Annotated in this window: 15 protein-coding genes; 9 read left to right on the forward strand and 6 right to left on the reverse strand. The window is 65.9% G+C overall.

Annotation, left to right across the window (positions count from 1 at the left end; genetic code table 11):
• The first annotated feature begins 185 nt into the window (after positions 1-185).
• The 6 genes from VGT77_RS03645 (at position 186) to VGT77_RS03670 (ending at position 7,304) form a co-directional block, all read left to right on the forward strand.
• The gene (locus VGT77_RS03645) at positions 186-1,238 is read left to right on the forward strand and encodes a polysaccharide pyruvyl transferase family protein (protein WP_327459681.1); all 1,053 of its coding nucleotides are present in this window, start codon (positions 186-188) and stop codon (positions 1,236-1,238) included.
• Positions 1,231-2,604, forward strand: a complete 1,374-nt coding sequence (locus VGT77_RS03650; RefSeq protein WP_327459683.1) for a Coenzyme F420 hydrogenase/dehydrogenase, beta subunit C-terminal domain — start codon at positions 1,231-1,233, stop codon at positions 2,602-2,604. Before VGT77_RS03645 ends, VGT77_RS03650 begins: the two co-directional genes overlap by 8 nt.
• A 116-nt stretch (positions 2,605-2,720) precedes the next feature.
• Complete coding sequence (locus tag VGT77_RS03655; protein ID WP_327459685.1) at positions 2,721-4,793, forward strand: protein-disulfide reductase DsbD family protein; 2,073 nt, start codon at positions 2,721-2,723, stop codon at positions 4,791-4,793.
• A gap of 15 nt (positions 4,794-4,808) precedes the next feature.
• Complete coding sequence (locus VGT77_RS03660; RefSeq protein WP_327459687.1) at positions 4,809-5,417, forward strand: thioredoxin family protein; 609 nt, start codon at positions 4,809-4,811, stop codon at positions 5,415-5,417.
• 79 nt (positions 5,418-5,496) lie between these two features.
• Positions 5,497-6,663, forward strand: coding sequence for a sensor histidine kinase (locus tag VGT77_RS03665; RefSeq protein WP_327459689.1), 1,167 nt, complete (start codon positions 5,497-5,499; stop codon positions 6,661-6,663).
• Positions 6,660-7,304 (forward strand): response regulator transcription factor, encoded by a 645-nt coding sequence (locus VGT77_RS03670; RefSeq protein WP_327459691.1) that lies wholly within the window; start codon positions 6,660-6,662, stop codon positions 7,302-7,304. The genes VGT77_RS03665 and VGT77_RS03670 overlap by 4 nt, the downstream gene beginning before the upstream one ends.
• A 161-nt stretch (positions 7,305-7,465) precedes the next feature.
• On the opposite strand, the gene VGT77_RS03675 is transcribed toward VGT77_RS03670, so the two are convergent.
• From VGT77_RS03675 to VGT77_RS03700, 6 genes are all read right to left on the reverse strand, one after another.
• Entirely contained in the window at positions 7,466-7,591 is a 126-nt protein-coding gene (locus VGT77_RS03675; RefSeq protein ID WP_327459693.1) for a hypothetical protein, read from the reverse strand.
• A 146-nt stretch (positions 7,592-7,737) separates the two neighbouring features.
• Positions 7,738-8,130, reverse strand: coding sequence for a 50S ribosomal protein L19 (gene rplS / locus VGT77_RS03680; RefSeq protein WP_327459695.1), 393 nt, complete (start codon positions 8,128-8,130; stop codon positions 7,738-7,740).
• Complete coding sequence (gene trmD, locus VGT77_RS03685) at positions 8,127-8,873, reverse strand: tRNA (guanosine(37)-N1)-methyltransferase TrmD (protein WP_327459697.1); 747 nt, start codon at positions 8,871-8,873, stop codon at positions 8,127-8,129. The genes rplS and trmD overlap by 4 nt, the downstream gene beginning before the upstream one ends.
• Complete coding sequence (locus VGT77_RS03690; protein ID WP_327459699.1) at positions 8,870-9,250, reverse strand: type II toxin-antitoxin system VapC family toxin; 381 nt, start codon at positions 9,248-9,250, stop codon at positions 8,870-8,872. The genes trmD and VGT77_RS03690 overlap by 4 nt, the downstream gene beginning before the upstream one ends.
• Positions 9,247-9,549 (reverse strand): hypothetical protein, encoded by a 303-nt coding sequence (locus tag VGT77_RS03695; protein WP_327459701.1) that lies wholly within the window; start codon positions 9,547-9,549, stop codon positions 9,247-9,249. Before VGT77_RS03695 ends, VGT77_RS03690 begins: the two co-directional genes overlap by 4 nt.
• Positions 9,550-9,597: 48 nt before the next feature.
• On the reverse strand, positions 9,598-11,070 hold the full coding sequence (locus VGT77_RS03700) for a serine hydrolase domain-containing protein (protein WP_327459702.1): 1,473 nt from the start codon (positions 11,068-11,070) through the stop codon (positions 9,598-9,600).
• 63 nt (positions 11,071-11,133) lie between these two features.
• Here VGT77_RS03700 and VGT77_RS03705 point away from each other — a divergent pair, with 63 nt between their 5' ends.
• The 3 genes from VGT77_RS03705 (at position 11,134) to VGT77_RS03715 (ending at position 13,483) form a co-directional block, all read left to right on the forward strand.
• Positions 11,134-12,054: an NAD(P)/FAD-dependent oxidoreductase gene (locus tag VGT77_RS03705; RefSeq protein ID WP_327459704.1), complete on the forward strand. Its 921-nt coding sequence runs from the start codon at positions 11,134-11,136 to the stop codon at positions 12,052-12,054.
• A 233-nt stretch (positions 12,055-12,287) separates the two neighbouring features.
• The gene (locus tag VGT77_RS03710) at positions 12,288-13,334 is read left to right on the forward strand and encodes a L,D-transpeptidase family protein (RefSeq protein WP_327459706.1); all 1,047 of its coding nucleotides are present in this window, start codon (positions 12,288-12,290) and stop codon (positions 13,332-13,334) included.
• Positions 13,295-13,483 carry a hypothetical protein gene (locus VGT77_RS03715; protein ID WP_327459708.1) on the forward strand — a complete coding sequence of 63 codons (189 nt, stop codon included), beginning with the start codon at positions 13,295-13,297 and terminating at the stop codon, positions 13,481-13,483. Before VGT77_RS03710 ends, VGT77_RS03715 begins: the two co-directional genes overlap by 40 nt.
• Positions 13,484-13,510: the final 27 nt, after the last annotated feature.

Below are 13,510 nucleotides of genomic sequence, written 5' to 3' on the forward strand. Positions count from 1 at the left end.
ATGATCCGCTGCGCCAAACTCGCCCGCGACCGCGGCATGGCCGGCGCCATCCTCCCCGCTTCTGCCTGGTTCTGCAAACACCCGCCCGTCCAGATGACCGACGATGAAGCTTTCTCCGCCGTGGAAGCGTTCATCGGCTGAAGGGTCAGTTCCGACCCTTGCTTTTCACGGGTCGGTCGCAAGGCATGAAGATCGGGGTTCTGACGTTTCATCGCTGCATCAATTATGGGTCTTATTGGCAGGCGCGCTGTTTGGTGGAGGGTCTGCGCGCGCAGGGTCATGACGCCGAGTTGCTCGACCATGACGCGCCAGAGGTACGCCGCGCGGAGTGGCGCTGTGCCTTTCAGCCGCTGCTGCCGGTCCGCACCTCGCGCGGGGACATAAGGCGCTATGCCACCAAGGCTCGTGGCTTCCTCAAGGCGTTCGACCAGCTGCCGCAGTCGCGGCGCTTCCATCTGCACGAGCCCGAAGCCGCCGGACGTTATGACGCGGTGCTGGTCGGAAGCGACGAAGTGTGGAATTTCGCGCACCCCTGGTATGGCTGGAAGCCGATCTTTTTCGGCGAGCGGCTGCAGGCGGGGCGGCTGATCTCCTATGCGGCAAGCTTCGGCAACCACGATGCAGAACGCGGCATCCATCCCGACTGGGCCAGCAAATTGCGCCGCTTCGACGCAATCTCGGTCCGCGACGAGAATAGCCGCAAGCTGGTCCGCGACGGCTTGGCTCGCGAGCCGGAGATCGTGCTCGATCCCTGTCTTCAGTTCCCGCCACCGGAGATAAAGTCGAAGGAAGAACCGCCTTACCTTGCGCTCTACGGCCACGGCTTTCCCGACTGGTTCGCCGCTGCCGTGAAGAAATGGGCACGAGCGAACGATCGCCGCATCGTCAGCATCGGCTATCGCAACGACTGGGCGGACGAGCAGCGCATCGAGGCTGGTCCTGAAGAATTTTCGAGCCTGATCGCTGGCGCCGATGCCGTCGCGACCAACTTCTTCCACGGCTGCGTCTTTGCGCTGCACCATGGTCGGCCCTTCGTTTCAGCGCCGTCGGCCTACCGGTTCAACAAGGTGCGCGACCTGACCCACAGCCTGGCTGCGGAACGGCACCTGGTTACGGAAGAGACCAGTGCAGACACCTATGAAGAGCTGCTCGGCACTCAGCTCGACCCGTTGATCGCCGCTCGCATTGCCGAGCAGCGCGCGCGCTCCAGCGCCTATCTGGCCGCCGTCCTTGGCTGAGCCGGCGCTTGCCCCCAAGGACGTTGTCCGCGCGGGCCTGTGCATCGGCTGCGGCGCGTGCGGACCGGGCAAGGGCGCCCTCGTTTGGGATGAGATCGGATTCCTCAAGCCGAGCGGCAAGTGGGCGGAGAAAGCTTCCGCCGGCTTCTCGCGCATCTGCCCCTTCTCGCCCGAGGCGCGCAACGAAGACGAGATCGCGGCGGAGCGTTTCCCTCTCCCGGCCGAGCGCGATGCTCTGATCGGCAGCTTCGAGAGCGCCTATGTCGGTCATGTCGCGGAAGGAGATGTTCGCGCTCAGGGCAGCTCAGGAGGCATGGTCAGCTGGGTCGCGGCCGAGCTGCTCCGGCGCGGACTGGCTGACGGCGTTGCGCATGTCGCGCCGGCCGACCCGCAGGCCGATGGGCGCTTCTTCGGCTACCGGATCAGCCGCACCGTCGAGGAGATCGGGCAAGGCGCCAAGTCGCGTTATTATCCGGTCGAACTTTCCGGAGTGCTGGCCGAAATCAGGACGACGCCAGGCCGCTATGCCGTGGTCGGTGTGCCCTGCTTCATCAAGGCAGTGAACCTGCTCCGCGCCAGAGAGCCGCTGCTGAAGGAGCGGATTGCCTATACGCTTGGCCTGTTCTGCGGCCATATGAAGAGCGCGCGGATGGTCGACAGCTTCGCCTGGCAGCTAGGCGCGCCGATGGATCAGGTGCGCGCGGTTGAATATCGGCGCAAGGACCCGGGCCGCCCCGCTAACTGGTACACCGCGCACCTGACCCTCGCCGATGGGAGCGCGCGCTGGCAGGACTGGTGGCATCTGGTGGACGGCGATTGGGGCGCCGGCTTCTTCCAGAACAGCCCCTGCAACTATTGCGACGACGTGGTCGCCGAGACGGCAGACATTGCCTTTGGTGACGCCTGGGTGGAACCCTATTCCTCGGACGGTCGCGGCACCAACGTCGTCATCGTCCGCGCGCCGGAGCTGCAGGGGATCGTCGGAGAGGCCGTGGCTGCCGAACGGCTGGCGCTCAAGCCGGTGGACGCAGCCTTCATCGCAGAGACTCAGGCTGCTGGTTTCCGCCAGCGGCGTGAGGGCCTTGCCTATCGTCTCCGCATCGGCCCTCCCCGCCTGCCGCTGCGCAAGCGGGTCGCCCCGGGAGGTTATGAACTGACGCTTCGCCGTAAGTTGGTCTATCGCAGCCGCAAATGGATCAGCGCCTTGAGCCACCGCTTGGCGAGAGCCTCGCGGCGAAGCGGCTGGCATGCACTCTATCTCAAATGGGCGAAAGCCGCGCTGCGCACCTACGAAGGCTTCGCCTATCTTCGCGGTCCCGTCGGCAAGCTGATGCAGCGGATCGAAGGACCACAGCGCCAGCCCTGATCGTCACAGGTCGACCGCCAGCGTCGCCGGCGTTGGTGCAGTGCCGGAGGTCGCCCGTCGAATTCATGACTTTCAGCATATGGTCAGGCGGCTCGGCTTGAGGCAGGAATCGCCGCATGATCGTGCATCTGAGACATTGGCAAAGCTGGATGGTTGCGTCGCTGTCAGCGTTGCTACTGGGTGCCGCCGCGCACGCGCAGCTGCCCCAGCCAGGCAAGAACGCGATCAAGGCCAGCCTCCTAGCGGAATCGCCGGTCGTCGTCCCCGGCCAGACGGTCACGCTCGCGCTGGTGATGCGGCCGGACAAGGGCTGGCATGGCTATTGGAAGAACCCCGGCGACAGCGGCATGGAAACGCAGATCGCGTGGTCGCTGCCGGCGGGGCTCACGGCTGGGCCGATCCAGTATCCGGTGCCGGAGCGGCTGATCGTCGCGGGGCTGATGAACTATGTCTATGAAGGCGAATATGCGCAGCTGATCGACGTGCAGGTGCCCGCGAACGTCTCGCCGGGCACCAAGCTGCCGCTCCGCGCAAAGGTCGACTATCTCGCTTGCACCAAGGAAGTGTGCGTGCCTGAGGTGGCCAATGTCGCCGTCGATTTGGAGGCGGGCACGGCAGCGTCGCAGGCGAACCGCGCGATGTTCGACCGCTTCCGTCAGGCCTTGCCCCGGCCGCTCGGCAGCGAAGCGCGTTTCGAGCGCACCGGCAACCGCTTCCGGCTGGCCGTTCCGGTGCCCGCGGCACTAGAGCTGCAAGAGCCCTATTTCTACCCGCTGACGGACGGCGCCTTGTCCTATCCGGCGGTGCAGACCTTCTCCCGCTCCGGCGACATGCTGATCGTCGAGACGGAGGCGCCTTCGAACGGCGCCAGCCTCGCTGCGGTCGAAGGCGTGCTGAAGCTGAGCGACGGCAATGGCGTGTCGCTAAAGGCCGTGCCGGGCACCGTTCCGGCTGCAGGCGAACCGCTCGCCCAGCAAGCGGAGCAGCCGGCGGCCGGTGCCGCGGCGGTGCTCACGGCGCTGTTCGGCGCCGTCCTGGGCGGGCTGCTGCTCAACATCATGCCCTGCGTCTTCCCGATCCTGAGTCTCAAGGCACTGAGCCTCGCCAAGGCGGGCGGCGACGAGCGATCGGCCAAGCGCGAGGCGCTCGCCTATACCGCCGGTGCGGTGCTGATCTGCCTGGCGCTGGGCGGCGCCCTGCTAGCCCTGCGCGCGGGCGGCGCGGCGGCGGGCTGGGCCTTCCAGCTGCAGGACCCGCGAGTGATCATGACCCTGCTGCTGCTGATGACGGCGGTCGCGCTCAACCTCGCCGGCCTGTTCGAGCTTCCTGCGCTCACCGGCGGCGGACGCCTCGCCGAGGGCGGGGGGACGAGCGGCGCTTTTTGGACGGGTGCGCTCGCTGCCTTTGTCGCCACGCCCTGCACCGGCCCGTTCATGGGCGCCGCACTGGGCGCCGCGCTCGTCCTGCCTACAGCCGTGGCCCTGGCGATCTTCGCGGGCCTGGGGTTTGGCCTCGCCCTCCCCTTCCTGCTGCTCGGGTTCGTGCCGGCGCTGCGCCGCCGCATGCCGAAGCCGGGCCCCTGGATGGCGCGCTTCCGCCACATCATGTCGGTGCCGATGTTCCTGACCGCGCTTGCGCTCGCCTGGATCCTTGGGCGGCAAGCGGGTGTCGACGGCATGGCGATCGGCCTCGCCGCGGCGCTGCTGCTGGGACTCGCTCTCTGGTGGGTCGGGCAGCGCCAGGGGCATGGCCGTCCTTGGCTGCCCCTTGTGCCGGCGGCCCTTGCCGCGATCGCCGCCGTGGTGCTGGTCCCGACCGCTGCGACCGAGCCCGCGATGGCTGCCACCAAGGGTACGCTCAACTCCGAGCCATTCACTGAGACGCGCCTCGCCGCCTTGCAACAAGAAGGCCGTCCGGTGTTCGTCTATTTCACTGCCGATTGGTGCGTGACCTGCAAGGTCAATGAAAAGGGCGCGTTGGAGCGCGAGCAGGTCGCCAAGGCATTTGCCGACAAGCAGGTCGCGGTGCTGGTCGGCGACTGGACGCGGGGCGACGCGGCGATCGGCCGCTTCCTCCAGAAACACGGCCGCTCCGGCGTGCCACTCTATCTCTATTACGAACCGGGCAAACCGGTCGAAATCCTGCCGCAGGTGCTGACACCCTCGCGGCTTGTGTCGATGGTCAGCTGAAGAAGGAGTATCAGGATGAAGCAGATGCTTACCGCTTTCGCCGCTCTTGCCGTCATCGCCGCGCCTGGCTCCGCGGCCCCGGTGGTCGGCCAGCCAGCGCCCGATTTCAAACTGGCCGATGTGAACGGCAAACCGGTCACCCTCTCCGGCTTCCGCGGCAAGACCGTGGTGCTCGAATGGAACAACCCCGGCTGCCCGTTCGTGCAGAAGCATTACAAGAGCAACAACATGCAGAAGGCGCAGGCCGCGGCTGCCAAGGACGGCGTCGTCTGGCTGTCGATCAACTCCAGCGCGCCCGGCAAGCAGGGACATATGGACGGCGCTGCCGCCAAGGCCTTCCTGGCGCAGAGCGGCGCCAAGCCAACCGCCTATCTTCTCGACCCGCGCGGAGTCGTCGGCCAGGCCTATGACGCCAAGACCACGCCGCACATGTACGTCGTCAACAAGGCAGGCACGCTCGTCTATGCCGGCGGCATCGACGACAAGCCGACCGCCAATCCGGCGGACGTGAACGGCGCGCGCAATCACGTGCTGGCGGCTCTCTCGGAGCTGAAGGCCGGCAAGGGCGTGTCGGTCGCGAGCACGCGCCCCTATGGCTGCTCGGTCAAATATGCGGGCACCTGATCGCGCAAATCTGGTATGAACAAGGGCCGAAGGTCGCGGCGCTCGTGACCTTCGGCCCTGTAACAGCGAAGCTCAGGCTATGGCAGGATCCATCCCAATGACCGGCGAAGTCCGCTACCCCCATCACTGGATGTTCGGCGTCGCAGCCCTGGCGGTGTGGCTCGCGCTCGGCTGGCCGGTGCTTGAGCGGATCAACAGCGGAGAGCTGATCAGGGGCGCGCCCGTTTCGCCGACATGGTTTCTGCCCTTCGGCCTGTTCGGCGGCGCTGTGCTCGCGGCGATGACGCTCAAGGTGCGCCGAGAGCAGCATTGGGCGCTGATCGGCGTCGAGCTTGGCGCGGTGGTCTCAATGGCGCTGATCCTGCCTTGGGCCGGAATGTCGGAATTCCTGGTCATCATCGCGTGGCAGGTCGCAATGGCGACCACGCCTGCGCGGGCGCTCGGCTGGGCGGTCTTCCAGACCCTCGCGGTTATTGTCGCCCTGGCGCAGGCGCTTAATCCCGACCTCTGCTGGGTGATCACCAAGTCTTTCGCGGTGCAGCTGGCGCTCGTCTTCACGGGCCAGGCGCTGCGCCGGGAGGCCGAGACCGCTCGGGAGCTGGAGCAGACCAACCGCGAACTCCGCTCCGCCCAGGCGATCATCGCCAACCGGGTGCGCGACGCGGAGCGGCTGCGCATTTCGCGCGAGCTGCACGATGCCTGGGGCCATGATCTGACCGCGCTCGGCTTGCAGCTCGAGATCGCCAGCCATGTCACGGAACCGGCCAAGGCCAATGACCATGTCGTGCGCGCCAAGAGTCTCGCCAGCGATCTTCTCAGCAAGGTGCGCGACGTCGTCTCCACCCTGCGCGATGCGGAGCGGGGCGATCTGGAAGGCGCTCTCAAGGCATTGGCGCAGAGCGTGCCCACGCCCGCTGTGCATGTCGATGTCGCACCCGGCATCCGCGTCAGCCCAGACCAGGCGCATGCCCTGATGCGGTGCGCCCAGGAAGCCATCACCAATGCGGTCAAGCATTCCGGCGCTGCCAATCTGTGGTTGCAGGTGACCTCGGACGGTGAAGGCGTCCGCCTCGTCGCTCGCGATGACGGGAATGCTCGTCCCGCCCCCTCCATGTCCGGCTCAGGCCTGCTCGGCATGCGTGAGCGGGTGGAGACGCTCGGCGGCCGGCTGGCGGTGCGGCCCGGTCCGGCTTCGGGCTTCACCGTCGATGCCTGGCTGCCCCTGCGATCACCGCACGCCGCATGATCCGCGTCGTTCTGGTCGACGATCAGACGCTCGTCCGCCAGGGCGTGCGTGGCCTGCTCGAGCTGGTGCCTGATATAGAAGTGGTTGGCGAAGCGAGCGACGGCGAGGAAGCGCTCGCCAAGGTGCCGGAACTGAAGCCCGACGTGCTCCTCCTGGACATCCGCATGCCGCGGATGAACGGCATCGCCGTGCTGGAGGCACTGCGCGACGCCAGCCAGCTGCCGCCGACGCTCGTGCTGACGACCTTCGATGACGGCGAGGCCGCCATTGCCGCCATCAAGGCCGGTGCGAAGGGTTTGATGCTGAAGGACGTGTCGCTGCAGGATCTGACCGGCGCGATCCGCGCACTGGCCGACAACAAGACTGCCTATCAGCCTGCGATGACCGAAAGCCTGATGGCGGCGATCCGGCGCACCCCGGCTGAGCCGGTGGAGGGCTCAGCGACCGAATCGCTGACCCCGCGGGAGCGCGAAGTGCTGCATCTGATCTGCGCCGGCTATAGCAACAAGGAAATAGCCGACCTGCTCGCGCTGGCGGAAGGCACGGTCAAGAACCATGTCTCGAACCTGTTGCTGAAGCTCGACGCTCGCGACCGCACCCGCGCGGCCCTGAAGGCACTGCAGCAGGGGCACCTCGGCTAGGGGGTGATCACCTCAGCTTTCCTCCGCTAAGTGCGTCGGCCCCGAACTTGTTCCGGGCCTTGGCTTCTTCAGCGATAACGTTGGCGGCCTTCAACAGGAAAAGCCTAGCCCCGGGTCAAGCCCGGGGCGACGAACAAAGATGGTCTAAGACTGATCATGCTCTAGCTGTCACGCCAGCAGTGCGTGGCGCGTGGCTCCTGCACCCCATTCAAGCGGCGCTTCTCCAGCAATGCCAGCAGCCCCAGAAAGGCGAGATACAGCAATACCGCAAGTCCGTGAATCAGCATCGCTCGCCCCTTCCGATGTGGAGCGAGTAGCTGCTCGCTGCTTGCGAGAGAAACGATCAACCGCCGTCACTCTGATCGACTTCGGCGATCAACAAAAAGGCCGGAGAGCGATGCTCCCCGGCCTCCTCGTACCTCGGTGCGCGCGCTTATTCGGCGGCTTCGGCGGTCGCCTGCGGACGGGTGTCGCGCCGCTCGGCGATGCGGGCCGACTTGCCGGTGCGGCCACGCAAATAATAGAGCTTGGCGCGGCGGACGACGCCCTTGCGGACCACGTCGATCGACTCGATGTTGGGCGAATAGAGCGGGAAAACGCGCTCGACGCCTTCGCCGAAGCTGATCTTGCGGACAGTGAAGCTGGAGCCCATGCCCTTATTGGCGCGGGCGATGCAGACGCCTTCATAGGCCTGAACCCGGGTGCGGTCGCCTTCGACAACCTTCACACCCACGCGCAGCGTGTCGCCGGGGCGGAATTCGGGGATCTTCTTCGCTTCGTTGAACTTGGCGATCTGCTCGGCCTCGAGCTGCTGAATCAGGTTCATTGGTCTTCGTCCCGTGTTCGTCGCCGCGCGCCAGAGGGCGACCCGACCCGAGCGCCCTCATGGCGCTCCCAAAGGTCCGGCCGCCTTAGCCGTGTATCGGTCTCCGCCTGAAGCTTGCGCCAGGCGGCGATCCTCGCATGATCCCCCGATCGCAGCACCTCGGGGATCGTGCGCCCTTCCCAGTCGACTGGTCGGGTATAATGCGGATATTCGAGAAGGCCGCTTTCGAAGCTTTCCTCGACACCGCTGGAAGCGGCGCCCATTACGCCCGGAAGCAGCCGAATGCAAGCATCGAGCAGCACCATCGCGCCGAGTTCTCCGCCGGACAGAACATAGTCGCCGATCGACACCGGCTCCACGTCGCGCCCCTCGAAGATGCGTTCGTCGAACCCTTCGAAGCGACCGCAAAGGATGGTGACGCCCGGCCCCGCCGCGAGCGCGCGCACCCGCTCCTGGGTAAGCGGCGCCCCGCGCGGGCTCATTGCCAGCACCGGCGCTTCGGGTGACCCGGCGCGGGCATGGTCGATCGCCGCCCCGAGCACATCCGCCCTCAGCACCATTCCCGCCCCGCCGCCGGCCGGCGTGTCGTCGACGGTCCTGTGCTTGTCGGCCGCAAAGTCGCGGATGTGCACCGTGTCGAGCGACCACACGCCCTCCGCTAAGGCCCGCCCCGCCAGGCTCGCACCGAGCGGGCCTGGAAACATATCTGGATAGAGAGTGAGAACCGTCGCGGCGAAGGTCATGGGAGCCTGAGCCAATTCTGCACCGAGAGGCCTGGAACTGACGAAAAGTCGCTCAGGTTATCGGTCACCAGCGTCAAATCGAGGGACAGCGCATGAGCGGCGATCAAGTGATCAAAGCTGGCTCGCCTGAATGGGAGACGCGCATACGCTTCGCTCGCGGCAAGGTCGAACGGGAGAACAGGCACTTCCTCGATGAAGAGTTCAAGCCTGTCGAGCGGCGGCGGCTTGCCCCGCATCGATCCAAGCGCGACTTCCGAAAACACGATTGCCGAAGTCACCAGGTCGCCTTCGTCGCAGGCCTCCATACGCTGACGCAGCCCGACCCCTACGCCCAGCGATGCTGCAATCACGATGTTGGAGTCGAGGAGGAACCTCACTCGTCGGCTTCGCTTTGATGCCTAGCCATCCATTCCGGATCTTCCCACAAGAGAGTCCGGTGCCTGAAAACCCGATCCTCTGGCTTGATGTAGCGCAGGCCTGATCCCGCGGCACAGCCCCATACCTTGGCGATATTGAACTTGCGCTTAGGCTGCTCCGACCGCTTGACCGCGAAATCTCCGTTTTCACCCGGGATTATCTTCGCGACCTCGCCCGGCTTCACCCCGAGGGCCTTTGGAAGCCGCAGCGCGACGGAGTTGCCCGACTGAAACGTTTTGGCCGTATATTCCTCGCTCATAGCAGCTCCGTAGATACTTGACGTATATACGAGGTGATGCACGTCAACTCAAGGCGCCGCCACCGCATAGCTCAGCGCCTGGATAGTCACCTGAGGCGTCGGCGCGCGCTGGACGCGGCCGCGGATTCGGCCGGTTTCGCAGATCCAGGTGAAGAAGCCCTCCATAGCCGAAATAGGCTCGATCTCTTCGCTTGCGACGCAGGTGCCGACCTCGCGCTTCACGCGTGCGATCTCGGCTTTCCAGCGGTCAGCATCGCGATCGAGCAGGAAGTTGTTGGCGAGGGGGGCGCCGGTCACATCGCCTCGCTGCCAGATAGACCGCGCCTGCTGATAGGCTTGGGCGAGCCCCGCGGAGACCGGCGCGGGCCGGCCAGGCAGCGCTTCGGCCGCGTTCAGTGCCATCAATGCCCGCCACGCGCCAGCCGAGGGGGCGCTGTAGGTGCGGTTCGAGAAGGCGAAGATGCCGACACCCTTGTCGGGCAGCAGATAGACGATCGAGCCATAGCCGGGATAGCCGCCGCTGTGCGTCACCACGCGGCCGAGGTCGCAATCGTCGATCACGCGCCAGCCCATGCCGTAGGTCACCGCCTGACGGCACGGCGCCCCGCCAAAGCTGGCGTTCCGCATCACACCTTGCGGCATGTTCGCGCCTTCGACGATTTCGCGCACCGTCGCGCGTTTGACGGGTCCGTTGTCGGCGCCGTCGCGGGCGGGCCAGGCGGACAGAATGAAGGCGACCCACTTCGCATAATCGTTCGCGCTGGTCTCGACCCCGCCCATGGCGCCAAAGCTGCCATCTGCCATGTCCGGCTCGCGCACCCAGGCGCCATCCTGCCAACGATAGCCGATCGTCCGCCGCTCGGCCGGTGACTTGAAGATGTCGAAGGTCGTCGATGCCATGCCGAGCGGATGGAAGAGCGAGCGGGTGATAAAAGCTTGGTAGCTCTTCCCCGAGACATTCCTCACGATGCGGCCAAGCGTGGCATAGCCGAAGTTCGAATACTCCATCGCCAGGCCCGGCCCGCGCGACCAGGGCACGCCCTGCCTTAGTACGGAGGTGAACTCCGCTTCCGGCATGGGCTGCTGGCGGTCACCCCAGGGGTTATCCTCCACGAAGCCGGCGGTGTGGGTAATGAGATCGCGCACGGTGATCCGCGGGCTGTCCGTGGTCGGATAGCGCCAGGCCTTCATCTCCGGCACATAGCGCTCGGCCGGATCGTCGAGGCGCAGTTTGCCTTCGTCGCGCAGCTTCAGGATCGCCATGGCCGTGAAGGCTTTCGACATAGAGGCGATACGAAACAGGCTGTCGGCGGAAACCGGTGTCCGGGTAGCCGGGTCCTGCACGCCGAAGCCGCGGACATGGACAAGGCGGCCGTCCTTGACGATGCCATAGACCATGCCCGGCTGAGGCGCTGTCTGCTGATAGTCACCCATGATCCTGTCGAGGGTCGGGATCATCTCCTCTATCGTTGCAGCCTGCGCAGGAGCGGAGAGAAGGGCAAGAGCGAGCCAGCTTTTCATGGGAACTCCATCAACCGAGGCCGGGATGCGGGAACTTCGCGCCCCGCGCAACTTTGAGCCGCGATGAGCAACTTCGACTATGACTGTCTGATCGTCGGCGGCGGCCCGGCCGGTCTGACTGCCGCCATCTATCTCACCCGCTTTCACCTGCGCATTCGGCTGATCGATGCAGGGAACAGCCGGGCGAGCTGGATCCCCTGCTCGCACAACCATGCAGGTTATCCCGAAGGCATCAACGGCAAGGAACTGATCCGATTGATGACTGAGCAGGCGCAGAAATATGGCGCCAAGATCGAGTGCGCGCGAGTCACGCGGCTGGAGCGGATCGAGGGCGGTTTCGAGGCGGATTGGGGTTCAGGGCTTGAGACGGCGCAGACGGTGCTGTTGGCGACCGGCGTCACCAATCGGCGCCCGCCTATGGACGAGGACCTGCATGACGAGGCGCTGGCTCGGGGCCTGATCCGCTATTGCCCGATCTGCGACGGTTATGAAGTCACGGACAAGCGAGTCGGCATCATCGGCGACGACAGCCATGGCGTGGCGGAGGCCATGTTCCTGCGCAGCTACACGCGGGAGGTGACGCTGATCGCGCCGCATGGCGATCACCGCAAGCTCGACGCGCAGGACTGGTCCAGGCTGGGGGGCTGCGGCATCGCGGCGGTCGACGGCCCCGTCACCGACATACGGGTCGAAGGCGACGAGATTGTGCTGGCAACGGCGGCAGGCGAGCAGCGTTTCGACAGCGTTTATCCGGCACTCGGCTCCGACGTCCATTCGTCGCTTGCCGGGATGGTAGGCGTCGAACTCGCCGGCGATGGCTGTATCGGTGTGGACGATCACCAGCGAACGTCGGTGCCCGGGCTTTATGCGGCGGGCGACGTGGTGAAGGGCCTGGACCAGATCAGCCATGCGATGGGCGAAGGCGGGGTAGCCGCAACGACCATCCGCAACGATCTTGCAAAGCAAGGCCCGCTACTGCGCTAGCCACGCACGTCATCCGGAACTTGGTTCGGGATAAGGCGTCCGGCTCGGGTGGTCGAACAACCCTTGTTCCGAAACAAGTTCGGGATGACGGCCGCTGGGTCGACCAAAGCGACACCTGCAGCGACCAAGCCGCAGGCGTTGTGCAGTGCAGCACTCCTGCGCCCAAGCACATCCGTCATCTCCGCCCCAAGAGCTGCCCCGGGTCGCACCGGCTATGCTTTTGGAGATGATTGATGCCCCGCGTGACCCGTTCACCCCGTTCCGTGCTTTTCGCCAGCGCCGCCTCCATGGCTGCGGCCTTTCTGGCAACCGCGCCCACCCGTCCCCTCGCCGCTCCGGCAGCGGCCAGCGTCCAGGCGCCCGCCGTCCAACTCGGCCGCTGGCCGGCCAACGCTGGACATGCGCTGCTTCAGGAGATCGCTGCCGCCGAGGCCGAGGGCCTTGATCCCGCCGACTATCAGCTGGCGGCCCTTACCGAGGAACTGAAGCGCAGCGGTGGCGGCCCGACGTTCGATAGGATGGCCGATGCGGCGGCGCTGAAGCTGGCGCACGATTATCTGCTCGGCGCCATTGCTAACAAGGCCGCCTATGACTGGCATATCGAGCGAAAGGATGGCGAGCCTTCGCAGCTCGCCATGCAGCTGCAGCACGCCGTGGCGAGCGGCAAGGTGCAGCCTTGGCTCCGTTCGCTGCTGCCGCAGGACAGCCGTTATGCGGCGCTCCGCACCGCCTACGCCGAGACGCCGGAGACGAACTTCGTCACCCGCGGCCGACTTAAGGCCAATCTGGAGCGCTGGCGCTGGATGCCGCGCGATTTGGGCGCCGACCACATCTATGTGAACGTGCCGAGCTACACGCTGCAGCTGGTCGATAATGGCCGGCAGGTCGCCGAGCATGTTGTCGTGGTCGGTGCCCGCGCGACGCCGACGCCCGCGATCAGCTATGCCGCGGAAGCCGTGGTGCTCAACCCGTGGTGGACGCCGCCCAAGAGCATCAAGGTGTCGGGCAAGGGCTTCGTCAACTCGGGCGGCACGCTGCGCCAGCCGCCGGGCCCGAAGAATGCGCTGGGGCGGATCAAGATTGACCTGCCCAACCCGCACGCCATCTACCTGCACGACACGCCGGCAAACAGTATTTCGCCAAGGCATCGCGCGCCTATAGCCATGGCTGCATCCGCGTGCAGGACGCGGACCGGCTGGCGGAAGAACTGGTCAGGCTGGACCAGGGCAGTGGCGATGCGGTGGAACGGGGCCTGCGCACCTATGCGACCCAACGGCTGAAGCTAAAGCAGGCGCGGCCGGTATGGCTGGTCTATTTTACCGCCGATGTGGGACCCGACGGCAAGCTGCGGCTGCTCGACGATCCGTACAACCGCGATACCAGGCTGATCGCGCGGCTCGATACACCGGTGCGGCTGGCGATGCGTTAGCCCCCTCTCTCATCGTCATTCCCGCGA

It is taken from the genome of Sphingomonas sp., assembly GCF_035944535.1.
In the GTDB taxonomy this organism is placed as follows: Bacteria; Pseudomonadota; Alphaproteobacteria; order Sphingomonadales; family Sphingomonadaceae; genus Sphingomonas_B.